Source organism: Paenirhodobacter hankyongi (assembly GCF_003664585.1).
GTDB lineage: Bacteria > Pseudomonadota > Alphaproteobacteria > Rhodobacterales > Rhodobacteraceae > Rhodobacter > Rhodobacter hankyongi.
The window spans coordinates 204,081-226,567 of sequence record NZ_RCHI01000004.1 but is presented as its reverse complement, the minus strand read 5'-3'; the positions used below and the strand labels follow the sequence as shown (position 1 = coordinate 226,567).

The 22,487-nt window shown below is 69.1% G+C and carries 24 protein-coding genes and 2 tRNA genes; 15 read left to right on the top strand and 11 right to left on the bottom strand.

All coding sequences use genetic code 11. The features are described 5' to 3' along the window. Nucleotides 1-43: 43 nt before the first annotated feature. Complete coding sequence (locus DYS74_RS06120) at nt 44-1,393, bottom strand: ATP-binding protein (RefSeq protein WP_121531933.1); 1,350 nt, start codon at nt 1,391-1,393, stop codon at nt 44-46. Nucleotides 1,394-1,441: 48 nt separating this feature from the next. On the opposite strand from DYS74_RS06120, the gene DYS74_RS06115 reads away from it, so the two are divergent. From DYS74_RS06115 to DYS74_RS06105, 3 genes are all read left to right on the top strand, one after another. After that, nucleotides 1,442-2,314, top strand: coding sequence for an MBL fold metallo-hydrolase (locus tag DYS74_RS06115; RefSeq protein WP_121532062.1), 873 nt, complete (start codon nt 1,442-1,444; stop codon nt 2,312-2,314). Nucleotides 2,315-2,384: 70 nt separating this feature from the next. Further along, nucleotides 2,385-2,459, top strand: a tRNA-Asn gene (locus tag DYS74_RS06110). 40 nt (nt 2,460-2,499) lie between these two features. Continuing rightward, nucleotides 2,500-2,574, top strand: a tRNA-Asn gene (locus DYS74_RS06105). A gap of 204 nt (nt 2,575-2,778) precedes the next feature. Here the strand turns inward: DYS74_RS06105 and DYS74_RS06100 are convergent. The 4 genes from DYS74_RS06100 to DYS74_RS06085 form a co-directional block, all read right to left on the bottom strand. After that, nucleotides 2,779-3,993 (bottom strand): MFS transporter, encoded by a 1,215-nt coding sequence (locus tag DYS74_RS06100; protein ID WP_121531931.1) that lies wholly within the window; start codon nt 3,991-3,993, stop codon nt 2,779-2,781. 13 nt (nt 3,994-4,006) lie between these two features. Beyond that, complete coding sequence (locus DYS74_RS06095) at nt 4,007-4,441, bottom strand: YqaA family protein (protein WP_121531929.1); 435 nt, start codon at nt 4,439-4,441, stop codon at nt 4,007-4,009. Nucleotides 4,442-4,751: 310 nt separating this feature from the next. Continuing rightward, nucleotides 4,752-8,084, bottom strand: coding sequence for a carbamoyl-phosphate synthase large subunit (carB, locus tag DYS74_RS06090; protein WP_121531927.1), 3,333 nt, complete (start codon nt 8,082-8,084; stop codon nt 4,752-4,754). Between the two features lie 79 nt (nt 8,085-8,163). After that, a complete protein-coding gene (locus DYS74_RS06085) occupies nt 8,164-9,504 on the bottom strand; it encodes a glycosyltransferase family 87 protein (protein ID WP_121531925.1) in 1,341 nt (446 codons plus the stop codon). A 271-nt stretch (nt 9,505-9,775) separates the two neighbouring features. On the opposite strand from DYS74_RS06085, the gene aspS reads away from it, so the two are divergent. The 3 genes from aspS (at nt 9,776) to DYS74_RS06070 (ending at nt 14,317) form a co-directional block, all read left to right on the top strand. Further along, complete coding sequence (gene aspS / locus DYS74_RS06080; RefSeq protein ID WP_121531923.1) at nt 9,776-11,554, top strand: aspartate--tRNA ligase; 1,779 nt, start codon at nt 9,776-9,778, stop codon at nt 11,552-11,554. A gap of 119 nt (nt 11,555-11,673) precedes the next feature. Further along, a complete protein-coding gene (locus DYS74_RS06075; protein ID WP_121531921.1) occupies nt 11,674-13,041 on the top strand; it encodes a DUF1800 domain-containing protein in 1,368 nt (455 codons plus the stop codon). A gap of 4 nt (nt 13,042-13,045) precedes the next feature. Then, nucleotides 13,046-14,317, top strand: a complete 1,272-nt coding sequence (locus DYS74_RS06070) for a DUF1501 domain-containing protein (RefSeq protein ID WP_121531919.1) — start codon at nt 13,046-13,048, stop codon at nt 14,315-14,317. 2 nt (nt 14,318-14,319) lie between these two features. Here the strand turns inward: DYS74_RS06070 and DYS74_RS19030 are convergent, their stop codons facing one another. Further along, nucleotides 14,320-14,454, bottom strand: coding sequence for a hypothetical protein (locus DYS74_RS19030; RefSeq protein WP_281272452.1), 135 nt, complete (start codon nt 14,452-14,454; stop codon nt 14,320-14,322). 140 nt (nt 14,455-14,594) lie between these two features. Between DYS74_RS19030 and DYS74_RS06065 the strand changes: the two genes are divergently transcribed. Next, nucleotides 14,595-15,320 carry a GNAT family N-acetyltransferase gene (locus DYS74_RS06065; protein ID WP_121531917.1) on the top strand — a complete coding sequence of 242 codons (726 nt, stop codon included), beginning with the start codon at nt 14,595-14,597 and terminating at the stop codon, nt 15,318-15,320. Between the two features lie 4 nt (nt 15,321-15,324). On the opposite strand, the gene DYS74_RS06060 is transcribed toward DYS74_RS06065, so the two are convergent. Continuing rightward, nucleotides 15,325-16,032 (bottom strand): response regulator, encoded by a 708-nt coding sequence (locus DYS74_RS06060; protein WP_121532060.1) that lies wholly within the window; start codon nt 16,030-16,032, stop codon nt 15,325-15,327. 138 nt (nt 16,033-16,170) lie between these two features. Here DYS74_RS06060 and mce point away from each other — a divergent pair, with 138 nt between their 5' ends. After that, nucleotides 16,171-16,575, top strand: a complete 405-nt coding sequence (gene mce, locus DYS74_RS06055; RefSeq protein WP_121531915.1) for a methylmalonyl-CoA epimerase — start codon at nt 16,171-16,173, stop codon at nt 16,573-16,575. Beyond that, on the top strand, nt 16,575-16,844 hold the full coding sequence (locus DYS74_RS06050; protein WP_121531913.1) for a DUF1467 family protein: 270 nt from the start codon (nt 16,575-16,577) through the stop codon (nt 16,842-16,844). Before mce ends, DYS74_RS06050 begins: the two co-directional genes overlap by 1 nt. Before the next feature lie 4 nt (nt 16,845-16,848). Here the strand turns inward: DYS74_RS06050 and DYS74_RS06045 are convergent, their stop codons facing one another. The 3 genes from DYS74_RS06045 to DYS74_RS06035 form a co-directional block, all read right to left on the bottom strand. Continuing rightward, on the bottom strand, nt 16,849-17,109 hold the full coding sequence (locus tag DYS74_RS06045) for a DUF6455 family protein (RefSeq protein ID WP_121531911.1): 261 nt from the start codon (nt 17,107-17,109) through the stop codon (nt 16,849-16,851). 12 nt (nt 17,110-17,121) lie between these two features. Continuing rightward, nucleotides 17,122-17,436, bottom strand: coding sequence for a DUF6455 family protein (locus tag DYS74_RS18605; RefSeq protein ID WP_183077467.1), 315 nt, complete (start codon nt 17,434-17,436; stop codon nt 17,122-17,124). Nucleotides 17,437-17,533: 97 nt separating this feature from the next. Further along, a complete protein-coding gene (locus tag DYS74_RS06035; RefSeq protein ID WP_121532058.1) occupies nt 17,534-18,280 on the bottom strand; it encodes a M48 family metallopeptidase in 747 nt (248 codons plus the stop codon). A gap of 141 nt (nt 18,281-18,421) precedes the next feature. Here DYS74_RS06035 and DYS74_RS06030 point away from each other — a divergent pair, with 141 nt between their 5' ends. Beyond that, nucleotides 18,422-18,682 (top strand): hypothetical protein, encoded by a 261-nt coding sequence (locus DYS74_RS06030; RefSeq protein WP_121531909.1) that lies wholly within the window; start codon nt 18,422-18,424, stop codon nt 18,680-18,682. Nucleotides 18,683-18,704: 22 nt separating this feature from the next. Here DYS74_RS06030 and DYS74_RS06025 read toward each other — a convergent pair whose 3' ends face one another. Further along, entirely contained in the window at nt 18,705-18,953 is a 249-nt protein-coding gene (locus tag DYS74_RS06025; protein WP_121531907.1) for a DUF167 domain-containing protein, read from the bottom strand. Nucleotides 18,954-19,054: 101 nt separating this feature from the next. Between DYS74_RS06025 and DYS74_RS06020 the strand changes: the two genes are divergently transcribed. The 5 genes from DYS74_RS06020 to DYS74_RS06000 all read left to right on the top strand — a co-directional run bounded on the left by DYS74_RS06020 (nt 19,055) and on the right by DYS74_RS06000 (nt 22,397). Further along, nucleotides 19,055-19,660: a nitroreductase family protein gene (locus DYS74_RS06020; protein WP_121531905.1), complete on the top strand. Its 606-nt coding sequence runs from the start codon at nt 19,055-19,057 to the stop codon at nt 19,658-19,660. Then, entirely contained in the window at nt 19,657-20,346 is a 690-nt protein-coding gene (locus DYS74_RS06015) for an EI24 domain-containing protein (RefSeq protein WP_121531903.1), read from the top strand. The genes DYS74_RS06020 and DYS74_RS06015 overlap by 4 nt, the downstream gene beginning before the upstream one ends. A 153-nt stretch (nt 20,347-20,499) precedes the next feature. Beyond that, nucleotides 20,500-20,841: a carboxymuconolactone decarboxylase family protein gene (locus tag DYS74_RS06010; protein ID WP_113899760.1), complete on the top strand. Its 342-nt coding sequence runs from the start codon at nt 20,500-20,502 to the stop codon at nt 20,839-20,841. 90 nt (nt 20,842-20,931) lie between these two features. Further along, the gene (locus DYS74_RS06005) at nt 20,932-21,468 is read left to right on the top strand and encodes a hypothetical protein (RefSeq protein WP_121531901.1); all 537 of its coding nucleotides are present in this window, start codon (nt 20,932-20,934) and stop codon (nt 21,466-21,468) included. A gap of 95 nt (nt 21,469-21,563) precedes the next feature. After that, nucleotides 21,564-22,397 carry a GH25 family lysozyme gene (locus tag DYS74_RS06000; RefSeq protein ID WP_121531899.1) on the top strand — a complete coding sequence of 278 codons (834 nt, stop codon included), beginning with the start codon at nt 21,564-21,566 and terminating at the stop codon, nt 22,395-22,397. Nucleotides 22,398-22,487 lie beyond the last annotated feature (90 nt).

Here is a 22,487-nt window from a genome sequence, read left to right as displayed (position 1 = left end):
CAGGCAGGCCGGCGCCGGGGCAAGCCCGGATCGGCAGCGGGGATCAGCGCGGCAGCACCAGTTCGGCGCACAGCCCGCCAAGCCGCGCGCTCTCGCCAAGCCGCAGGCTGCCGCCGTGGCGGCGCATCACGTCGGCAGCGATCGACAGCCCGAGCCCCACCCCCGGCCCGCGGTCCTGATTGCGCGACGGGTCGAGCCGGGCGAAGGGGCGCAAGGCCTCCTCGCGTCGCTCGGGCGGGATACCGGGGCCGTCGTCCTCGACGAGGATCCGCACCGCCTTCGGCGACAGCACGACCGAGACCTCGGCGCGCGTGCCATAGCGCACGCCGTTGCCGATCAGGTTCTCGAGCGCGCGGCGGATCGCGTCGGGGCGGGCGGTGATCTCGACCTGACCGGGGCCCGGACAGGCAGTCAGCGCCACCTGCTGCCCGGCGCGTTCGGCATCCTCGACCACCCGCGCGACCAGCCGGCAGGGGTCGATCCGCTCGGGCTCGCCCGCCGTCGCCCCCTCGCGCGCGAAATCGAGGAAGGCATCGACAAGCTTGCCCATCTCGGCCACGTCGCGCTCCATCGCGGCGATCTCGTCGCGGGTCTCGTCATCCTCGGGCAGCATCGACAGCCCCAGCCGCAGCCGGGTCAGCGGCGTGCGCAGGTCGTGGCTGATCCCCGACAGCATCAGCGTGCGCTGCTCGATCTGCCGGATGATGCGGGCGCGCATGTCGACGAAAGCCGCGCCCGCGGTGCGCACCTCGGTGGCGCCGGACGGATGATAGGGCACCACCTGCCCCTTGCCGAAGGCATCGGCCGCGCGCGCCAACCGCTGGATCGGGCGCAGCTGATTGCGCAGGAAGATGAAGGCGATCACCGTCATCAGCAGCGACACCACGACCATCAGCACCAGCAGCTGATGCGGGTTCGAGGCCGAGACCCAGGCACGCTGGAAGGTGATCCGCTCCACCCCCCAGGGGGTGTCGACCAGGAGCTTGACGCGCGAGCCCTCGCTCAGGTCGATCGCGCGCAGATCGGCGACGCCCGCCCGGATCGTGTCGATCACCACGATGCCGGTCAGGTCGGTGAAGGGGCGCTGGTCGGAGGTGATCTGGTCTTCCGGATCTTTCGCCGGCAACTCGACCTGCAACCCCAGCGGTTCGGCCAGATCGCCGATCACCGCCTGCGCCGCGGCCAGCGACGGCGCCGCCTCGACCCGGTCGACGACCAGCGCGATCTCGCGCAGCATCGAGGCTGTCATCTGCCGCGTCACCCGCTCGAAATGGCGCTGGATGAAGACCACCGAGACGACAAGCTGGATGGTGACCACCGGCAAAATCAGGATCAGCGCGGCCCGCCCGTAAAGCCCGCGCGGCATGATCTGTTTGAGCCAGTCGAATTTCATGGCAGAACCCTAGCCGGACGGACGGCAGAGAGGAAGCGGAAGATGGCGATGGAACGGCTCGAGGCGGGGCTGCGGCGGATCGTGGCGCCGAACCCCTCGCCGATGACGCGCGACGGCACCTGCAGCTATGTGCTCGGCACCGGGGCGGTGGCGGTGATCGACCCGGGCCCGGCCGATGCGGGCCATCTGCGCGCGATTCTCGACGGGCTAGATCTGGGCGAGCGGGTGGCGGCGATCCTCGTCACCCATGCCCATCTCGACCATTCCCCGGGCGCGCGCCTGCTCGCCGAGGCAACCGGCGCGAAGGTCCATGCCTTCGGCCCGCCCGAGGCCGGCCGTTCCGAGGTGATGGCGCGGCTGGCGGCCGAGGGGCTGGCCGGCGGCGGCGAGGGCGTCGATCGCGCCTTCCGCCCCGATGTGACGCTGACCGATGGCGAGGAGATCGGCGCCGGCGACTGGCAGGTGACGGCGCTGCACACGCCCGGGCATTTCTGCAACCACCTCAGCTTTGCCTGGGGCGATGCGCTGTTCTCGGGCGACCATGTGATGGGCTGGGCCTCGACGCTGATCTCGCCGCCCGATGGCGATCTGGGCGACTATTTCCGCTCGCTCGAGCGCCTCGCGGCGCGCGAGTGGCGGGTGTTCTACCCGGGCCATGGTGCGCCGGTCGAGGCGACGGCCCCGCGCCTGAGCGCGCTCGCCGCGCACCGGCGCGACCGCAGCGCGCAGATCCTTGCCGCGCTCGAGGCCGGGCCGGCGACGGTTGCGGCGCTGACCGCGGCGATCTACACCGATACGCCCGCCGCCCTGATGTCCGCCGCCGCCCGCAACGTCTTTGCGCATCTCGTTGAAATGACGTCACAAAATGACGTGTCGCCGGACGGTGCCTTGTCCCCTTCAGCGCGCTTTGCACGGCGCTGACGGAAACGGCAAAAAACGCGCATGTCCCCCTTGCGCCAGTGTCACGCGGCCTTTATAGAACGGCGCGTGTTCCGGCGTAGCTCAGCGGTAGAGCAGTTGACTGTTAATCAATTGGTCGTAGGTTCGATCCCTACCGCCGGAGCCAGATCCCCCTGTCAGGGATGCACGCATGACAGATACCGTGTTCCGGCGTAGCTCAGCGGTAGAGCAGTTGACTGTTAATCAATTGGTCGTAGGTTCGATCCCTACCGCCGGAGCCAAGAATTCCCGAGACAGGACAGACTTGTCGCGGGATCCGCAGCCGGTCGGGCTGCACGCCGCCGCCCCCGAAAGCGCTGCGCAAGCCGGCACCCCGCCATCGACGTGATGCGCACTCGTTGCAAGCGGGAATGAGCGGCCGTCAAGACTGGCCCATCGTGCGCGCCGCGGCGCAAACCGCATGCCGAAACGGGTCCCTGCCTCGGTCAACGATGCGCAGCCCCGCCCTTGCCCCGGCCGAGCCACAGCACCCCCGCCAGCGCCAGCGCGGCAAACAGCGCCCCCGTCAGGAAGGTCGCCTGTGCGCCGATCCCTTCCCACAGCGCCCCGGCGATCACGCTTGCCAGCAGCAGCGCACCGCCGGTGACAAGGTTGAAAAGGCCAAAGGCGGTGCCGCGCAGCGGCGCCGGCGCGGCATCGGCGACAAGTGCCGACAGCAGCCCCTGCGTCGCGCCCATGTGCAACCCCCAGATCAGCACACCGACCGCGACGCCCCACAGCCCGGGGCCGAGCGCCAGCACGAGATCGGCAAGGATCAGCAGCGCCAGCCCCGCGACCAGCAGGCCGCGCCGGCCGATGCGGTCCGACAGCGCCCCCACGGGATAAGCCGCCAGCGCATAGACGAGGTTCATCCCGACCAGCACCAGCGGCACCAGCGCCGCGGCAAGCCCCGCCTCGGCGGCGCGCAGGATCAGGAAGGCCTCGCTGAACCGCGCCAGGGTGAAGACCGCCGAGACCGCCACCGCCGCCCAGTAGCCGGGCGGCAGCTGCGCCAGCTCGGCGCGCGACAGCGGGTTGCGCGGCGGGCGCCGGTCCTGCCGGGGCGGCTCGTGCACCGCAGTCAGGATCAGCGCAAGCGCCAGGAAGGCCGGGATCACCGCCACCCAGAACACCTTGCTGAAATCATCCGCGAAGAGCGCCATCAGCCCGATCGCCGCCAGCGGGCCGATGAAGGCGCCGACGGTGTCGAGCGACTGGCGCAGCCCGAAGGCCGCGCCGCGCAGCCCCTCGGGCGTCAGATCTGCGATCAGCGCGTCGCGCGGGGCACCGCGGATGCCCTTGCCGACCCGGTCGACGAACCGCGCCGCAACCACCCAGCCGAGCGAGGAGGCGAGCGGAAACACCGGCTTGGTCAGCGCGGCCAGACCATAGCCAAGCGCCGCAAGCTCCTTGCGCCGGCCGATCCGGTCCGACAGCGCGCCGGAGAAGACCTTGGTGATCGCCGCCGTCGCCTCTGCGATGCCCTCGATCACGCCGACTGCGAGCGCGCTCGCGCCAAGCCCCGCGGTCAGATAGATCGGCAGGAGCGCGTGGATCATCTCGGACGAGACATCCATCAGCATCGACACGAAGCCGAGCGCCCAGATCCCCGCCGGCAAGACGCGCCAGCTTCCCGTCCTCGCCGCCGTCTTTGCGCGCATCGCCCGTCTCCTGCTAGACCGATGCCTGCACCCTTAGCACGGCCCAGGCAAGCACGGCATAGCGGCCGCCCTTTGCCGCCGTCACGATCACGAGAAAGCGCCACAGCGGCTCGCGCATCACGCCGGCGGCAAAGGTCAGCGGATCGCCGACGATCGGCAGCCAGGCGCCGAGCAGGCTCCAGTGCCCCCAGCGGCGATACCAGCCCGTCGCCCGGCCGAGCGCCACGCCCGAGACCGGAAACCAGCGCCGGCCGGCATGGCGGATCAGGAAGCGGCCAAGCGCCCAGTTGATCGCGGCGCCCAGGACATTGCCCGCCGTCGCCACCAGCAGCAGCAGCGAAACCGGGTGGCCGCCTGCAAGGATCAGCCCGGTCAGCACCGCCTCGGATTGCGCCGGGATCAGCGTCGCCGCGACCAGTGCCGCAAGAAAGAGGCCCGTCAGCGCCATCCCCCGAACCGCCCCCCCTGCCGATGGTTCCCGCCGGCAGCTCCCGGCGCCCCTTCGTCGCCGAAATCCCCGCCGAAGGCCAGCCCGGCACGCGCCGATCGGCCGCGGCGGAACCCCATCGACCGAACCGGCCGCGGGGCGTAGGCTGGGACCGTTGCAAAAGGAGGATGCGATGCGAACGGTTCTTCTGCTGGCCCTGGTGCTGACGCTTGCCGCCTGCGGCGACAGCGTGCCGCTGGTTCCCTTCATCTGAGCGCAGGAAAAAGGCGGCCCGAGGGCCGCCTTTCGCGTCTTGTCGGTGCCGCGCGGCTTACGCCTGCAGCGGGCGAACGACGATGTCCCCCTCGGCCCGGCTCTTCATCGCCGCCACCGCCGCGATCGAGGCCGCAGCCGTGGTGAAGTAGGGGATGTGGTCGTGCAGCGCCACGGCGCGGATCGAGCGGCTGTCCGAGATCGACTGCGTGCCCTCGGTGGTGTTCATCACCAGCGCGATCTCGCCGTCCTTCAGCCGGTCGACGATGTTCGGCCGGCGCTCGTAGACCTTGTTCACCAGCTCGGAGGCGACGCCCTTCTCCTGCAGCCAGGCATTGGTGCCGCGGGTCGCGACGATGGTGAAGCCCATGCCGATCAGATCGCGCATCGCCTGGGCCAGCTCGTCCGACTTGTCGGCATCCTTGATCGACAGGAACACGCGGCCACTTTCGGGCAGCTTGGTGCCGGCGCCGAGCTGCGCCTTGAGGAAGGCGCGCGGGAAGTTGCGGTCCCAGCCCATGACCTCGCCGGTCGAGCGCATTTCCGGCCCGAGCAGGGTGTCGACGCCCGGGAAGCGGGCGAAGGGCAGCACCGCCTCCTTCACCGAGAACCACGGCGTGATCGGGTCGGCCAGCGTCAGCGAATCGGCCAGCGGGATCGGCGTTTCCGGGCCCACGCCTGCCGGATAGGGCGCGCGGTGCGGGAAGGCCGACATCGGCTCGCCCGCCATCAGCCGTGCCGCGATCGAGGCGATGGCCGAGTCGGTCGCCTTGGCGACGAAGGGCACGGTGCGCGAGGCGCGCGGGTTCACCTCGAGAACGTAGATCACCCCGTCCTTGATCGCGAACTGCACGTTCATCAGGCCGACGACGTTCAGCCCCTTGGCCATCAGCACGGTCTGGCGCTTCACTTCCTCGATCAGCTCGGGAGAGAGCGAATAGGGCGGCAGCGAGCAGGCGGAGTCGCCCGAGTGGACGCCGGCTTCCTCGATGTGCTGCATGATGCCCGCGACATGCACGGTCTCGCCATCCGAAAGCGCGTCGACGTCCATCTCGATCGCGCCCGAGAGGTAGCTGTCGAGCAGCACCGGGCTGTCGCCCGAGACCACCACCGCGGTGGTGATGTAGCGCTTGAGCTGTTCGAGGTCGCGCACGATCTCCATCGCGCGGCCGCCCAGAACGTAGGACGGGCGGATCACCAGCGGATAGCCGACGCGGCCGGCGATCTCGAAGGCCTCGGCCGCCGAATGGGCGATGCCGTTCACCGGCTGCTTGAGACCCAGCTCGTTCAGCAGATGCTGGAAGCGCTCGCGGTCCTCGGCCAGGTCGATCGCGTCGGGCGTGGTGCCGAGGATCGGGATGCCTTCGGCCTCGAGCGCATTCGCGAGCTTCAAGGGCGTCTGGCCGCCGAACTGCACGATCACGCCATGCAGCGTACCGTTCTCCTGCTCGACGCGCAGGATTTCCAGCACCGATTCGAGGGTCAGCGGCTCGAAATACAGACGATCCGAGGTGTCGTAGTCGGTCGACACGGTCTCGGGGTTGCAGTTGACCATGATCGTCTCGTAGCCGGCCTTGCTGAGCGAGAAGCAGGCATGGCAGCAGCAATAGTCGAACTCGATGCCCTGGCCGATGCGGTTCGGGCCGCCGCCGAGGATCACCACCTTCTTGCGATCGGACGGCCGCGCCTCGCATTCGACATCGCCCATCGCCGGGGCTTCGTAGGTCGAATACATGTAGGGGGTCTGGGCCTCGAACTCGGCGGCGCAGGTGTCGATGCGCTTGAACACCGCCTTGACGCCGAGGTTGCGGCGGGCGCGGCGCACCTGCGCCTCGTCGCGGCCGGTGAGCTTCGCAAGACGCTTGTCGGTGAAGCCCATCATCTTCAGCTTGCGCAGACCTTCCTCGGTCAGCGGCAGGCCCGATTTGCGGATCTCGGCCTCGGCATCGACGATCTCGCGGATGCGGGCGAGGAACCAGGGGTCATAGCTGGTCGCCGCCTGGATCTCGTCGTCGCTCAGGCCGTGGCGCATCGCCTGGGCGATGATCCGGATCCGGTCCGGGGTCTGGTGCGACAGCGCCTTGACCACCGCGGCCGTGTCGGGCGCGCCGGGGATCTCGATCTCGTCGAAGCCCGACAGCCCGGTCTCCAGCGACGCGAGCGCCTTCTGCACCGATTCGTGGAAGGTGCGGCCGATCGCCATCGCCTCGCCCACCGATTTCATCGCGGTGGTCAGGTCGGGTTTGGCGCCCGGGAACTTCTCGAAGGCGAAGCGCGGGATCTTGGTCACGACATAGTCGATCGTCGGCTCGAAGCTGGCCGGCGTCACCTTGGTGATGTCGTTGTCGAGCTCGTCGAGGGTATAGCCGATGGCCAGCTTCGCCGCGATCTTGGCGATCGGGAAGCCGGTGGCCTTCGAGGCGAGCGCGGAGGAGCGCGACACGCGCGGGTTCATCTCGATCACGACCATGCGGCCGTCCTTCGGATTGATCGCCCATTGCACGTTCGAGCCACCGGTCTCGACGCCGATCTCGCGCAGCACGGCGATCGAGCCGTTGCGCATGATCTGGTATTCCTTGTCGGTCAGCGTCAGCGCCGGGGCGACGGTGATCGAATCGCCGGTGTGCACGCCCATCGGGTCGACGTTCTCGATGGCGCAGACGATGATCGCGTTGTCCGCCTTGTCGCGGACGACCTCCATCTCGTATTCCTTCCAGCCCAGAAGGGATTCGTCGACGAGGATCTGCGCCACCGGCGAGGCATCGAGGCCCGAGTGGCAGATCTCGATGAAGTCGTCACGGTTGTAGGCGACGCCGCCGCCGGTGCCGCCAAGGGTGAAGGCAGGGCGGATGATCGCCGGCAGGCCGATGTGCTCGAGCTCGGCCAGCGCCTGCTGCACGCCGGCGTTGATGTCGAAATGCCCGTTCTCAAGCTTCGGCGCGGTGATGATCGTGGCCTTGGGGTTTTCCAGGCCGATGCGGTCCATCGCCTCGCGGAACAGCTTGCGATCCTCGGCCATCTCGATGGCGTCGCGGTTCGCACCGATCAGCTCGACGTCGAACTTCTCCAGAACGCCCATGTCGGCAAGGGCGAGCGCGGTGTTCAGGCCGGTCTGCCCGCCCATCGTCGGCAAGATCGCGTCGGGGCGTTCCTTCTCGATGATCTTCGCCACGACCTCGGGGGTGATCGGCTCGATATAGGTGGCGTCGGCCATCTCCGGGTCGGTCATGATCGTCGCCGGGTTCGAGTTCACCAGGATCACCCGGTAGCCCTCTTCGCGCAGCGCCTTGCAGGCCTGGGCGCCCGAGTAATCGAACTCGCAGGCCTGGCCGATCACGATGGGGCCTGCGCCGATGATGAGGATGGACTTGATGTCGGTTCTCTTCGGCATGGACGACCCCTTTTTTGCGACAGGTTTTCAGCAGCGAAACGGGGCCGGCAGGCCCCGCGCAAATTGATGGGCGTTATAGTCAGACCCGCGCGCGGCGCAAGGGTGAAAGGCGGTCGGCGCGCATTGGCGTGCAGGCGGCAACGAGCGAACCGAGGAAGAGCACGCCGATTCCGGTGAGGTTGGCGACCGGCACCAGGCCCGGCGCGCCCGCGCTCAGCACCATGCCGACGGGCTCGCCCAGCAGGACGAGCGCCAAGCCAAGCCAGATCCAGCCCCGTCGCGGCAGGCACTGCAGCACGACCGGCGCCAGCGCTGCGGGCGCGATGTAGTAATAGGCCCAGCCGATCGGCCCGAAGAAGGCGATCGCGGTCATCGCCGCACCCCAGAGCGCGGCGCGGCGCGCCGGATCGTCGAGGCGGCGCAGCGCAAGCCCCGTGCCGAGAACGAGAACAATCAGGATGACCCGCTGCGCAAGGCCGTAAAGCGGGGGCTTGGGCAGGACAAGCCATCCCAGCTCCGGCGCGGCGAACGCCCCGACGATGGCCGGGTCGGTGATCTCCGCGGGCAGCGAGGGGATCAGTTGTCCCCCGGCGTCCCAGCCAAGAACCGCAACGAGGAGATCCAGCGAATAGGCCGCGGAACTCACCAGCATGGTGTGATCGATCGCACGCAGCTCGGCCAGGAACTGCGCATGCGGCGCCCAGCCGGCCAGCGCCAGCGAGGCGAGCCCCAGCACGCCCCCCGTCACCGCAGCCGCACCGAAGGCACGCCAGCGCCCCGCCACGAGCCAGATCAGCGCGAGCGGCAACGGGCTGAGCTTGAGTGCAATCGCCAGCCCCATGGCGACACCGCCTGCCAGCGGATGCCCATTGCGGTCACGCTCGAGCCCGAGCAGGACGAGGAAGGCCACCGCGATCTGCGGCTGCCCCTGCAACAGCGCGACCGGTCCGATCCGGGTCAGCAGCAGCAGCGCAAGTCCCGCCGCCAGCACCGCCCCCGTGTCTGCCCCCTGCCGCGCCCCCTGCGCGCCAAGCGCGAAGCGAAGCCCGACGAGCGGCGCCGCCAGCAGCAGCAGGCTGTTGAGCAGGAAGGCCCCCGCCACGACCGCCCCAAAATCGAGCCAGCGCGTCACCGGTGCCAGGAGCCAGGCCCAGAGCGGCGGATAGAGATAGGGATAGACCTCCCCCGGCCGGCCGAGATCGCGTGCCTGTGCAAACCACGCCAGCGGCGGGCGCATCTCGAACAGCGGCGAAAGCGGCGGATAGACCGATCCCGGATCGCCCGCGGCAACGGCCTTCGCCGCCAGCCACAGCGCCATCAGGTCGCGCGACGGAAGCGCGGGACCGAAGCGCAGCGCGATCAGCGCAACGGCAAGGAGGGCGATGAGTCCCGCAAGGCGCAGGGCGGGGCTTTGCATCATGGCAACGAACTCTCGAACACCGGATCTGTTTCTTGCCCCGCCGCAGCGGGTCTCATCGGCGGGCTTCGTTTCTGATCACGCGAAAATGAGGCCTCAATTGGGCGATTGCCGCTCGATTGCGAAAAATCCTCGCGCCGTTTCTCACGATCGCCTGAACAGCCGCCGCGCCGGCGGCTTCGGGCGGGCCCCACCCCACCCTATCGCTTGACTTTGCCGCGCCTTCGCGGTTGATCGGGCCCAAATCCGCCATGCCCGTTGAAAGGGGAGCCCCATGCACGCCTATCGCAGCCATACCTGCGCCGCGCTCACCGCCGCCAATGCCGGCGAAACCGTCCGTCTCTCGGGCTGGGTGCACCGGGTGCGAGATCACGGGGGCGTGCTGTTCATCGACCTGCGCGACCACTACGGCATCACCCAGATCATCTGCGACGGCGACAGCCCCGCCTTCGCCGCGCTCGAGAAGGTGCGCGCCGAATGGGTGATCCGCATCGACGGCACGGTGAAGCCGCGCGCGCCCGAGCTGATCAACCCGAAGATCCCGACCGGCGAGATCGAGGTCTATGCCCGCGAGATGGAAGTCCTCGGCGCCGCCGACGAGCTGCCGCTGCCGGTCTTCGGCGATCAGGACTACCCCGAGGAAACCCGCCTCGCCTATCGCTTCCTCGATTTGCGCCGCGACAGCCTGCACCAGAAGATGATCCTGCGCTCGAACGTCGTGCGCTCGCTTCGCAACCGGATGTGGGACGCGGGCTTCAACGAGTTCCAGACCCCGATCATCACCGCCTCGTCGCCCGAGGGCGCGCGCGACTTCCTGGTGCCCTCGCGTCTGCACCCCGGCAAGTTCTACGCCCTGCCGCAGGCGCCGCAGCAGTTCAAGCAGCTGATCATGGTGGCGGGCTTCGACCGCTACTTCCAGATCGCGCCCTGCTTCCGCGACGAGGACCCGCGCGCCGACCGCTCGCCCACCGACTTCTATCAGCTCGACATCGAGATGAGCTTCATCGAGCAGGAAGACGTCTTCGCCACGGTGCAGCCGGTGGTGCAGGGCATGTTCGAGGAATTCGGCACCGGCAAGACCGTCGACCCGGTCTGGCCGAAGATCGCCTACAAGGACGCGCTGCTGTGGTACGGCTCGGACAAGCCCGACCTGCGCAACCCGATCAAGATGGCCGATGTCAGCGCCCAGTTCCGCGACTCGGGCTTCGGCATCTTCGCCAAGCTGCTCGAGAACGAGGGCACCGAGATCCGCGCGATTCCCGCGCCGACCGGCGGCAGCCGCAAGTTCTGTGACCGGATGAACGCCTTCGCCCAGGCGAACGGCCTGCCGGGCATGGGCTATATCTTCTGGCGCAAGGCCGAGGACGGCACGATGGAGGCCGCCGGCCCGATCGCCAAGGCCCTTGGCGCCGAGCGCACCGAGTCGATCCGCACCCAGCTCGAGCTGAACGAGGGCGACGCGGTGTTCTTCCTCGGCGGCAAGGCCGAGCAGTTCGAGGCGGTCGCCGGCAAGGCCCGCAACGAGATCGGCCGCGAGCTCGGCCTGACCGAGGAAGGCGTGTTCCGCTTCTGCTGGATCGTCGACTTCCCGATGTACGAGAAGACCGATGACGGCAAGATCGACTTCTCGCACAACCCCTTCTCGATGCCGCAGGGCGGTCTCGAGGCGCTGCAGGGCGACCCGCTCAAGGTGCTCGGCTATCAGTACGACCTCGCCTGCAACGGCTACGAGCTGATCTCGGGCGCGATCCGCAACCATGACCTCGAGATCATGTACAAGGCCTTCGAGATCGCGGGCTATCCCGCCTCCGAGGTCGACAAGCGCTTCGGCGGCATGGCGAAGGCCTTCAAGTTCGGCGCGCCGCCCCACGGTGGCTGCGCCATGGGCATCGACCGTGCGGTGATGCTGCTGGCCGACGAGTCGAACATCCGCGAGGTCATCATGTTCCCGATGAACCAGCGCGCCGAGGACCTGATGATGGGGGCACCGAGCCTGCCCACCAACGAGCAGCTGCGCGAACTGCGGCTGCGCGTGCTGCCGAAAGAGGCCTGAGGCGCTTTCTCGCGCAACTCACGCCGGATTGAGCGGAAGGGCGCCGGGTTGATCCCCGGCGCCCTTTCCTTTTGCCCCCGTTTCTGGCGCAATCGGGGGAAACAGCCCCGGAGGTGGTGATGCAGTTCTCGACCCTGGCGCCGGTGCGGTTCGGCTTCGGGCTCTCGCCCCGGCAGGCGCCCCCGGCCTCTCCCGACGAGATCCTGGCGGCCCTGCGCGGCCCCGACCTGATGGCACAGCGCTGGCCCGGGCTGACGACGCAGGAGGCGCTGCAAATGCGCGACGAGTTCCTGCGCCTGCGCAAGGCCGAGGCGCTGAACGAGCCCGGCGCCACCGAAGCCTTCAAGCGCCAGCGCCAAGCGATGGACGCCAGCAATCTCGGCGGCCTGCAGCGCGCCCTTGCCCGCGCCGTCGAGGACCCGACGGGGATGCGCGAGCGCCTGCATGCCTTCTGGCGCAACCACTTCACCGTGCGCGCGAAACGCGTCCCGGAAATGCCGCTCGCCATCGCCCATGTCGAGGCCCTGCGCCCCGAGATCACCGGCAGCTTCCCGGCGCTGCTGCGCGCCTCGACGCTGCATCCGATGATGCTGATCTATCTCGATCAGGTCGCCTCCTTCGGGCCCGATTCGAAGCGCGCCCGCAAGCGCCCCGACCTCAAGCTCGGTCTGAACGAGAACCTCGCGCGCGAACTGATGGAGCTGCACACGCTCGGCGTCGGAGGCAGCTATACCCAGGACGACGTGCGCCAGCTGGCCGAGCTCCTGACCGGGCTGCGGGTGATGGACGATCAGGGTACGATCTTCGCCCCGGATTTCGCCGAACCCGGCGCGGAAACCGTGCTCGGCCGCGCCTATGGCGGCGACCCGGCCAAGCTTGCGGATATCGAGCAGGTGCTGACCGCGCTCGCCCTGCACCCCGACACCAGCCGCCACATCGCCACCAAGCTCGCCGTGCATTTCGTCGGCCCCGAGCCGCACAAGGCCCTGACCGGCGCGATGGCCGAGGCCTATCTCGGCGCGAAGGGGGAGCTGATGCCGGTCTACGAGGTGCTGCTGACCCACCCCGAGGCACAGCTTCCGACCTTCCCCAAGGTGCGCCAGCCCTTCGACTACATCGCCACCGGGTACCGGGCCATGGGCTTCGACGGGGCTGCGGTGATGGCCTTCAACGGCGTGCAGATCCGCCGCCACGCGTTCCGCTCGCTGCGCGAGATGGGTCAGGGATGGCTCAGCGCGCCGGCGCCGAACGGCTGGCCGGAAGAGGCCGAGGAATGGGTCTCGCCGCAGCAGCTCGCCTCCCGGATCAACTGGGCGCTGAAGACCCCCGCGGGGCTGCAGGCGAAACTGCCCGAACCGGCCGAGTTCGCCCGCACCGCGCTTGGCCCGCGCCTGAGCGAGCTCGTCGCCCAGGCCGTGCCACGGTCCGAAAGCCGCGCCGAGGCCACCGCCCTCGTGCTCGCCTCTGCCGAGATGAACAGGAGATAACACCATGATTTCCCGTCGCTTCTTCCTGCAGGGCGCGGCCATTGCCGGCTGTTCTGCCGCCGCCCACCCGTTCATGAGCTCGGTCACCCTGGCCGCGGTGCCGGGCGAACAGCGCCTTGTCGTCATCATCTTGCGCGGCGCGATGGACGGGCTTGATATCGTGCAGCCCTATGGCGACCCGCTGCTCGCGCAGCTGCGCCCCGATTTCCCGGTCGGCCCCGACAAGGGGGCGACCGATCTTGACGGCTTCTTCGCGCTGCACCCGGCGATGGTCGAGCTGATGCCCTTGTGGAAGACCGGCGAGCTCGGCTTTGCCCATGCCGTCTCCACCCCCTACCGCGACAAGCGCAGCCATTTCGACGGGCAGGACATGCTCGAGGCCGGCACCGGCATGGACGTGCCGCTGTCGATGGTGCGCGACGGCTGGTTGAACCGGCTGTTGCAGCAGATGCCCGGCGCGCGGGCCGAGACCGCCTATTCCGTCGGCGATGACGAGCTGAAGGTGCTGTCGGGCACCGCGCCGACGCTGTCCTGGGCGCCCGATGCCTCGCTGATCCTGTCCTCGCAGGGGCGGACGCTGCTCGACATGATCTATCACGACGACCCGCTGTTCCGGCAGGCGGCCAGCGCAGCGGTGCAGATCACCGATGGCGGCAAGACCGCCGATGACGGCATGGCCGATCCCGACAGCCCCGAGGCGATGGCCGACCCGGCGATGGCGCAGATGCCGGCGGGCGGCATGGCCGCCCCCGGAACGCCCGCACCGCCGAAGGGCGCGGCCGGCGCGGCCGCCTCGCTCGCCGAATTCGCCGCAAGCCGGCTGCGCGGTGAAACCCGGATTGCGGCCTTCTCGCTCAATGGCTGGGATACGCACCGCGGTCAGGAGGCCGCGATCCGCGGCCCGGCGACGCAGCTTGCCGCGATGGTCACCACGCTGAAGCAGCAGCTCGGCCCGGTCTGGGACAAGACGCTGGTGCTCGGCATGACGGAATTCGGCCGCACCGCGCGGCAAAACGGCACCAAGGGCACCGATCACGGCACCGGCGGCGCGATGCTGATGGCGGGGGGCGCGCTGAAGGGGCGCAAGGTCTATGGCAAGTGGCCGGGGCTGGCGGATGCCGACCTCTACGCCGGGCGCGACCTGATGCCCACGGCGGACATCCGCGCCTATGCCGGCTGGGCGCTGCGGGGCATGTATGGCGTGCCGGTGGACGTCCTGGAAAAGTCGATCTTCCCGGGGCTCGACATCGGCGCCGATCCGCGCTTCCTCGCCTGATCTCAGGCGAAGAAGGCGCTGTAGAGCGTGCCGGCGACCGAGACCGTCAGGCTCAGCGCGCCAAGGGTGAAAACCGCCCAGTGCGTCGCCCGGATCAGGCTTTCGTCGGTGAACAGGCGGATGGCGTGATCCTTCATGGGCGGCTCCTCTGGCTGTCTGCCCTGTTTCGCGTCCGATTGCGGCAGCAATCGGGAGCCATTCGCACCCTTTGGCGGCAATTGCGGAGGCCGGCGCGGCAGGCTAGCGTGGCCGCGAAGGACATCGAACGCGGGGGGATATGATGGCGACGAAGGACTTTGGCACGCCGCTGCCGGACTGGGTGGCACCGCCCGCCCCCGATGCCACGCTGCTCGAGGGCCGCTATGCCCGGCTCGAGCGGCTGGAGGAACGCCACGCCCACGCGCTCTTTCGCGCGAATGCGGCCGATGATGCGATCTGGGATTACCTGCCCTATGGCCCCTTCCCTTCGGAAGTGGGCTATATCCGCTGGGTCAAGGACATGGCGGCGCTGCCGGACCCGTATTTCTTCACCGTGATCGACCGCGAGACCGGCGCGCCCGGCGGCGTCATGTCCTTCCTGCGCATCGCCCCGGCGATCGGCACGATCGAGCTGGGCCATATCTGCCTGTCGCCGCAATTGCAGCGCAGCCGCGCCGCGACCGAGGCAATGGTGCTGTTGATGAGCTGGGCCTTCGGCTCGGGCTATCGCCGCTTCGAGTGGAAATGCGACGCGCTCAACCTGCCCTCGCGCCGCGCGGCCGAACGGCTGGGGCTGAGCTACGAGGGCACCTTCCGCCAGGCGACGATCGTCAAGGGCCGCAACCGCGACACCGCCTGGTTCGCCGCGACCGATGGCGACTGGCCGGCGCTGCTTGCGGCCTTCGAGGCCTGGCTCGACCCGTCGAATTTCGACGCCGAGGGGCGGCAGCGCGAGCGCCTGTCCGATCTGACCCGGCTGGTGCGGGTGAGTTCGGACCCCATGCTGGCAACCCTGCCTGGCTGAGGGTCTAGAACACCGCGGCGCGGTCGAGCCGCGCCTGCACGATGCCGCACAGGCGCGACACTGCCGCGCGCGAGGGCCGCTGCCGCGCCACGGCCTCGGCCGCGGTCTCGAGATCCTCGTCATGGGTCGCCCGCGCGATCCCCGCGACGAATTGCGCGACATAGCCGGTCGCCGCGGCGTCGCGGCGCGCGGCCAGCACCTCGGCCGCGTGGCTGAGATCGTCGCGCAAGGCCAGCGGATCGGGGGTGACGGTGTCCTCTCCGCCCTGCGGCAGCACCGTGCCGCGCACCTCGCTGGGCAGCACCGACAGCACGGCCTGCTGGAACAGCGCCAGACTTTCCACAGGTTTCGGCAAGAAGGCGTCCGCGCCGGCGCGCAGCGCCTCGGTTGCGCGGGCGGGATCGCCCGACAGTCCCAGCACCGCCGGCACCGGCACGGGCAGCGCCTTCGCCTCGGCGATCAGCTCGGCCCCCGAGCCGTCGGGCAAGCCGATGTCGACGATCAGCACCGCCGGGCGATAGGTCTGCAGATGACGCCGCGCCGCCCGCAGGCAATCGGCGCGACGGATCCGCGCGCCCGAGCGCACGCACATCAGGCGCAGCGCCTCGGAGGCGAAGCGGCTGTCCTCGACCACCAGCACGGTCAGCCCGAACAGCGGGCGCGCCCAGCTTGGCGGGCCGGCGGGCAGGCAGGGGCTCATGGTGTCGGGCATCGGCGTCATCCCCGGGCAAGGAATCGCGGTCCCGCCCACTAGAGCCGATTTCGCCTAACGGCCGGTTAAGTCCGCCACGCGACGCTTGCATGAAGCCGCGGGCGCCCCTATGCCCAAGGAAACCGAACGGAGGAAGCCATGATCGGACGTCTGAACCATGTCGCCATTGCCGTGCCCGACCTCGAGGCGGCGGCGGCGAAATACCGTGACACCCTCGGCGCGAAGGTGAACCCGCCGCAGGACGAACCCGACCACGGCGTCACCGTGGTGTTCATCGAACTGCCGAACACCAAGATCGAGCTGCTCTATCCGCTCGGCGAGAATTCCCCGATCCAGGGCTTCCTCGACAAGAACCCCTCGGGCGGCATCCACCACATGTGCTTCGAGGTCGAGGACATCCTCGCCGCGCGCGACACGCTGAAGGCCACCGGCGCGCGCGTCCTGGGCACCGGCGAGCCGAAGATCGGCGCGCATGGCAAACCCGTGCTGTTCCTGCATCCGAAGGACTTCAACGGCTGCCTGATCGAACTGGAACAGATCTGATGAACCTCACGGGCGGCATCGTGCTTTTCGCCGTGATCTGGTTCATGGTGTTCTTCGTGGTGCTGCCCGTGCGCTTCCGCAGCCAGGAGGAGGCGGGCGAGATCGTTCCCGGCACGCCCCCCTCGGCCCCGGCCGATGCGCAGATCGGCCGCAAGGCAAAGGTTACCACGCTGATCGCCGTGCCGATCTGGGCCGCGATCGCGGCGGTGATCCTGTCGGGCGCGGTCTCGATCGCCGATCTCGACTGGTTCGGCCGGCTTAACCGCTGAGCGCTCAGCGCCCGGCGCGCAGCCGGCCCAGCACCGCGGTGTGGCAGCACCAGTCGGGCACCGGCGCGGCCGGGCCATCGCGTTCCGACAGGAAATCGAGACAGCCCTGCGCGCCCGGGCAATCGCGACACCTCTCGACCATGCGCGCCAGATCGGCCTGGCTCAGCCGCCCCTCCTGCATCGCCGCGTTCAGGTTCACCCCCATCCGGCGGGCCATGCCGCGGGTGATCCAGAAATGCAGATCGAGCCCTCCCTGAATGCCCATCGGACCCTCCGCTCACTCGGCCGCGCAGGCGGCCCCGTCGTCCTGCGCGATCGCGTCGCGCAGGCGCGCCAGCATCAGCCGGTTGTTGCAGTAATGCGGGGCAGCCGCAGCCGCGACCCCCTCGGCATCCTCGGGGGCAGGGCGTTCGGACAGCCAGACCGTGCAGGCCTCGGGCGCCGTGCAGCCGGTGCAGCGCACCACCGCCTCGCGCCAGTCCTCGCCGGAGAGTTTGCCCCTGCCCATCGCCTCGGTCAGGTCGACGCCCAGAACCTGGGCCATGCGGTTCACCAGAGCGGCGTGGCGGTTGAGAGTCTTCAATCCGAACATGGGCCTTTCCTTTCCGGCTGGAGTGTCCGGACGGTGCGGGAAAGCCCCGCGCGGCGCCATGATTCAGATCAAGCCTCCTGCCCCGCCCGCAAGTGGTTCAGATCCGGCCGCTGCGCAGCTCGGCCACGGTCGCGCGCACCACGTCGATGCGCAAGGCATTCGCCGGATGCGAGCCCAGGAACACGTCGCCGGGATCGGGGATGCGGGCGAAGAACTGCGCCCCGTTCAGCGGGTCATAGCCCGCGTCCCAGGTGATGATCGTGCCAAGCCGGTCGGCCTGCAGCTCGTAATCCTTGGAATAGGCCCGGCTGCCGACCGTGGCGCCGATGTCCTGCGCGTGGGAAATCTGCGTCGCGTCGGCGCCCGAGGCGGCCGCCAGCACCCCCATGATCATCGCCCCCGCCGCGGCATCCTCGCTCTTCGATTGCAGGTGGCCAAGGATGTGATGCGCCGCCTCGTGGCCCATGACGAAGGCCAGCTCGTCGGCATTGCGCGCCTCGGCGACCAGCGCGAGGTTGAAGGCGACGACCGGATGGCCCGACTTGTCCACCGTCTGGAAGGCATTGGGCGAACGGTCGGGGCGATCGTCGACCATGATGCGATAATCGCAATCGCGGGTGCCATGGGTGCGGGCACGGCATTCCGCCTCGATTCGCGGCTCCATCGCCTCGGCCACGGAGATGAAATTCGTGGCCGCCTCGCGGGCGGTCAGCCGCGGCGGCACCACCGCGGCGACCGAGGCGACCGGCGCCGGGCGCGTGCCGACGGGCTGCGGCGCCTCGCAGGCCGCCAGGGTGAGGATCGCGAGAAGGACCGCCAGCGGACGGCCAAGGGAATGCAGCATGATCAGGGCCCGAGGGGCGTGCCACATGGCACGCCAACCGTGCCACCTTAGCCACCGCCGCCGCGCGCGCAAAGCCCATGCCGCACCCTCACCGAAATGTTTGCCCTTCCCCGCCGCGGCGCGGCGCGCTAGCATGATCCCATGTTCACCATCGAGCACGAATTCGACGCCACCGTGATCACCCTCGTCGACGAGGGCGACGATCCGCGCGACTACCTGCAGGAAGACATCACCATCCAGTCCTTCGAGGATTGCGTGGTGCTCGAGCAGGTCGACGACCAGACCGAGGCGGTGCACCGGATCGTCTTCTCGCATGCCCAGCTGCGCGAGCTTGCCGCGGCGCTGAACCTGCCTGAAGGCGTCTACCGGCTGCGCGCGACCGAGAAGACCGACAAGAAGTAAGGGGGCGCTGCCCCCTTGCGCCTCAGTCGAGCCGGAACACCTTGTCGCGCGCGGTCTGCCCGCGCACGAGGGTGAGGCGGGTCTTGGCGACGCCCAGCGCCTTGGCCAGCAGCTTTGCCACCGCCGCATTCGCCTTGCCGTCCTCGGGCGCGACGGTGACATAGGCGCGCAGCCCGTCTTCCGCCGCGACGATCGCGTTGCGCGAGGCCTTGGGCGTCACCCGCAGGGCGATTTCCGTGCCGGGCACGGCAAGATGGGCAAGATCGGTCATGCCCCTTCCTAACCGCCCAGACGCGCGCGGAAAAGTCCGCCGCAGCGTTGCAATCGACGTTTTCCGCGCCGATATGGGGAAACAGCAGAAGGAGATCCGCGATGGACATCGCCCCGGGCACCGTCAATCCCGCCACGCGCAACGAGGAGGCGCTGCGCTTCCTGCTCACCCGCCGCTCGCGGCCGCCGAAGACGCTGCTGGCGCCCGCCCCCGACCGCGCCGCGCTGACCGAGATCCTGACCGCCGGGCTGCGCGTGCCCGATCACGGCAAGCTCGAACCCTGGCGGCTGATCGTGCTCGAACGTCCTGCACTCGAGCGGCTTGCCGCCGCCGCCGGCAGCTATGCCGAGGCCCATGCGATCCCCGAACGCGACGCCGCGAAGGGCGTCGGGCAATTCGCGCAAAGCCCGCTCTGCATCGCGATCATTGCCGTGCCGCGCCCGACCGACAAGGTGCCCGCGATCGAGCAGACGCTTTCGGTCGGTGCCCTGGGTGTCAGCCTGGTGAATGCGGCGCTCGCCGCGGGCTGGGGCGCGGGCTGGCTCACCGGCTGGGTCGCGCATGATCTGGGCTTTGCCGGCCCCGCCCTCGACCTCGCCCCCGGCGAATGGGTCGCGGGCTATGTCCATATCGGCACCGGGACCGTCGCCCCCCCCGAACGCCCCCGCCCCGACCTTGCCACCGCCGTCACCTGGGTTTCCGCATGATCGTTTCCGTCTTCCTGCGGGGCTGGGAGGATCTGTTCCGCCCCGGCGCCCTGAAGATCGTGGGCTTGGGCGTGGCCCTGTCGCTCGGCCTTTTCGTCGCGCTCTATTTCGCGCTGCTTTGGGTGATGGGCTGGGTGCTGCCCGACACCATCACCCTGCCCTGGATCGGCACCGTCACCTGGCTGCGCACCGCCGCCGACTGGGCGACGCTCGGGCTGATGATGTTCGCCTCGATGTTCCTGATGGTGCCCGTCGCCTCGGCCTTCACCGGCTTCTTCCTCGAGGACGTGGCCGAGCTGGTGGAGAAGGAGCATTACCCGAGCCTGCCCGAGGTGCGGCAGCTGAGCTTCCTCGAGGGGCTGGGCGACACCCTGCGCTTCTTCGGCGTCATCATCGTCGCGAACCTTCTGGCGCTGATGATCTATCCCTTCGTCATCCCCTTCGCGCCGCTGCTGTTCTTCGGGATGAACGGCTATCTGCTCGGGCGCGAGTATTTCCAGATGGCCTCGCTGCGGCGGATGGATCGCGGGGCGGCCCGCGCGCTCTACGAGCGCAATCGCGCCACCGTCTGGGCGACCGGCGCGCTGATGGCGCTGCCGCTGTCGATCCCGGTGCTGAACCTGGTGGTGCCGGTGGTCGGCGCCGCGGCCTTCACCCATCTCTTCCACCGCCTCGCGCGGCGCTGAGCGCCGCCGCCTCTGACCGCTGCGCCGTGGCCTCTGCTGCGACGCGGCGTCAGACGGCAACACATTCCGAAATTCGCAGATGATTGATGCAAATCAAGGCCGCCCACCCGCGGCCATGGCACCTGCACGCCAGAACGTGAACAGGAGAACCCCATGAGCTACAAGGTGAAAATCGACGACATGCGCGGCGAGCTGCGGGTGATGAGCAAGCTCATCCCCGACGCGATGCAGGGCTTCGGCACGCTGTCGAAGGCGGTGAAGGACAATGGCGAGCTCGACCTCAAGACGAAGGAATTCGTCGCCCTCGGCATGGCCGTGGTGCTGCGCTGCGAGCCGTGCATCATGTTCCACACCGAAGCGCTGATGAAAGCCGGCGCCACCCGCGAGGAGCTGGGCGACGTGCTGGCGATGGCGATCCAGATGGGGGGTGGCCCGGGCGTGATGTATGCGGGCCATGCGCTTGGCTGCTGGGACGAGCTCGCCGCCAAGGCCTGAGCCCCCTTCCCCGGAAAATCGACGGGCCCGCGACGGAAGTTGCGGGCCCTCGCGTTTTTCAGGCAAGCGATTGATGAAAGGACGCAGATCATGCAACGCCTTCTCTCCCTTACCGCCGCTCTCGCCCTTCTTGCCGGCGCGGCACAGGCTCAGACCGTCACCCCCGGCGAGCAGTTCATGACGCAGTGGGATCTTGACGGAAACGGTGAGGTCTCCCTTGCCGAGGCCCGCGAGCAGCGCGGCAACATCTTCGACATGTTCGACACCGACAGCAACGGCAGCTACTCGGAGGAGGAGATCAAGGGCATGGACGAGCACAAGCTGGCGCAGCTTGAGGCCGGCATGGGCCCGGGCCACCAGATGCCCGACGGCATGACCCCGCCGGCCGGCCGTGGCCCCGGCAAGGGACCCGGCAACGGCCAGGGCATGGGGCCGGGCCGGCAGCAGGGCGCCGTGGGCCAAGGCCTGACCCGCCCGGCCGAGGACGGGTTGCGCATGTTCGACGCGAATCGGGATGGCACCATCACCCGCGATGAATTCATCGCCGGCACCGATGTCTGGTTCGCCATGCGCGACCGCAACCGTGACGGCGTGCTGACCACGGCAGACTTCGGCCGCGGCAACTGAGCACCGTCGCGCAAAAATCCGCTGACCCCGCCCGGCTGCCCCCGTGACAGCCGGGCGTTTTTGCGCGACTCTGTCAAAAAACAAAGGAGGCGCAGATGGGGCAGTATCTTGCGTGGATGATGATGGGCGTGTCGGCCGTGGCGCTGACCGCCTGTGGTGGCGGGCGCGACAGCGCGCCGAGCCGGGGCCGGCTGATGGCACCCGACAAGCTGAATGCGGCGGCGTTCAGCGCCTCGGGCCTGCCCTCGCGCTTCGGCGATACCTCGCCGCATGAATGGGACGGTCTGGTGCCGGCGCTCTACTCGGTGCACGGCATCGACGCGGCGCGCTATCAGGGGATGATCGACTGGTCGACCGCGCGCAATGCCGGTGTCAGCTTCGCCTGGCTGAAGGCGACCGAGGGCGGCGACCACATCGACCCGGGCTTCTCCGCCAACGCCCCGCAGGCGCGCGCTGCGGGGGTGCCGGTCGGCGCCTATCACTTCTACTACTTCTGCCGCACCCCCGAGGAGCAGGCGAAGTGGTTCATGCAGAACGTGCCGCATGTGCCGGGCGACCTGCCGCCCGTGCTCGACATCGAGTGGAACCACCAGTCCTCGTGCAAGCGCCAGCCGGACCCGCAGACCGTGCGCAGCGAGATGGCGCGATTCGTCAATATCCTGAACAAACATTACGGCACGCTGCCGGTGATCTACACCACGCCCGACTTCTACGCCGACAATGACCTCGGCCAGATGCAGGGGGCCGAGTTCTGGCTGCGCACCGTCGCCGCGCACCCGTCCGAGCGCTATCCGGGCGAGGACTGGTCGTTCTGGCAATACACCGGCACCGGTGTGGTGCCGGGCGTGGGCGGCAATGTCGACATCAACGCCTTCGGCGGCTCGCCCGAGAGCTGGTCGCGCTGGCTTTCCGCCCGCCGGCAGTCCTGAGAAAGAAACGGCAACAGAAGACGGGGGGCGCTGCCCCCCGGCCCTGACGGGCCTCCCCCCGAGGTATTTCTGGCAAGAAGAAAGAGGGAG

Excerpts from the sequence above, each read along its gene's own strand:
- DYS74_RS06060 (WP_121532060.1), bottom strand. The coding sequence starts at position 16,032 with ATGCCCGACACCATGAGCCCCTGCCTGCCCGCCGGCCCGCCAAGCTGG.
- DYS74_RS19030 (WP_281272452.1), bottom strand. The coding sequence starts at position 14,454 with ATGAAGGATCACGCCATCCGCCTGTTCACCGACGAAAGCCTGATCCGG.
- DYS74_RS06095 (WP_121531929.1), bottom strand. The coding sequence starts at position 4,441 with ATGGCGCTGACGGGCCTCTTTCTTGCGGCACTGGTCGCGGCGACGCTG.
- DYS74_RS06045 (WP_121531911.1), bottom strand. The coding sequence starts at position 17,109 with ATGGGCATTCAGGGAGGGCTCGATCTGCATTTCTGGATCACCCGCGGC.
- DYS74_RS06000 (WP_121531899.1), top strand. The coding sequence starts at position 21,564 with ATGGGGCAGTATCTTGCGTGGATGATGATGGGCGTGTCGGCCGTGGCG.
- DYS74_RS06065 (WP_121531917.1), top strand. The coding sequence starts at position 14,595 with ATGATGGCGACGAAGGACTTTGGCACGCCGCTGCCGGACTGGGTGGCA.
- DYS74_RS06010 (WP_113899760.1), top strand. The coding sequence starts at position 20,500 with ATGAGCTACAAGGTGAAAATCGACGACATGCGCGGCGAGCTGCGGGTG.
- DYS74_RS06075 (WP_121531921.1), top strand. The coding sequence starts at position 11,674 with ATGCAGTTCTCGACCCTGGCGCCGGTGCGGTTCGGCTTCGGGCTCTCG.
- DYS74_RS06030 (WP_121531909.1), top strand. The coding sequence starts at position 18,422 with ATGTTCACCATCGAGCACGAATTCGACGCCACCGTGATCACCCTCGTC.
- DYS74_RS06085 (WP_121531925.1), bottom strand. The coding sequence starts at position 9,504 with ATGATGCAAAGCCCCGCCCTGCGCCTTGCGGGACTCATCGCCCTCCTT.
- DYS74_RS06005 (WP_121531901.1), top strand. The coding sequence starts at position 20,932 with ATGCAACGCCTTCTCTCCCTTACCGCCGCTCTCGCCCTTCTTGCCGGC.
- aspS (WP_121531923.1), top strand. The coding sequence starts at position 9,776 with ATGCACGCCTATCGCAGCCATACCTGCGCCGCGCTCACCGCCGCCAAT.
- DYS74_RS06050 (WP_121531913.1), top strand. The coding sequence starts at position 16,575 with ATGAACCTCACGGGCGGCATCGTGCTTTTCGCCGTGATCTGGTTCATG.
- DYS74_RS06120 (WP_121531933.1), bottom strand. The coding sequence starts at position 1,393 with ATGAAATTCGACTGGCTCAAACAGATCATGCCGCGCGGGCTTTACGGG.
- DYS74_RS06100 (WP_121531931.1), bottom strand. The coding sequence starts at position 3,993 with ATGCGCGCAAAGACGGCGGCGAGGACGGGAAGCTGGCGCGTCTTGCCG.
- DYS74_RS06115 (WP_121532062.1), top strand. The coding sequence starts at position 1,442 with ATGGAACGGCTCGAGGCGGGGCTGCGGCGGATCGTGGCGCCGAACCCC.
- DYS74_RS06070 (WP_121531919.1), top strand. The coding sequence starts at position 13,046 with ATGATTTCCCGTCGCTTCTTCCTGCAGGGCGCGGCCATTGCCGGCTGT.
- DYS74_RS06015 (WP_121531903.1), top strand. The coding sequence starts at position 19,657 with ATGATCGTTTCCGTCTTCCTGCGGGGCTGGGAGGATCTGTTCCGCCCC.
- mce (WP_121531915.1), top strand. The coding sequence starts at position 16,171 with ATGATCGGACGTCTGAACCATGTCGCCATTGCCGTGCCCGACCTCGAG.
- DYS74_RS06035 (WP_121532058.1), bottom strand. The coding sequence starts at position 18,280 with ATGCTGCATTCCCTTGGCCGTCCGCTGGCGGTCCTTCTCGCGATCCTC.
- DYS74_RS06020 (WP_121531905.1), top strand. The coding sequence starts at position 19,055 with ATGGACATCGCCCCGGGCACCGTCAATCCCGCCACGCGCAACGAGGAG.
- DYS74_RS06025 (WP_121531907.1), bottom strand. The coding sequence starts at position 18,953 with ATGACCGATCTTGCCCATCTTGCCGTGCCCGGCACGGAAATCGCCCTG.
- carB (WP_121531927.1), bottom strand. The coding sequence starts at position 8,084 with ATGCCGAAGAGAACCGACATCAAGTCCATCCTCATCATCGGCGCAGGC.
- DYS74_RS18605 (WP_183077467.1), bottom strand. The coding sequence starts at position 17,436 with ATGTTCGGATTGAAGACTCTCAACCGCCACGCCGCTCTGGTGAACCGC.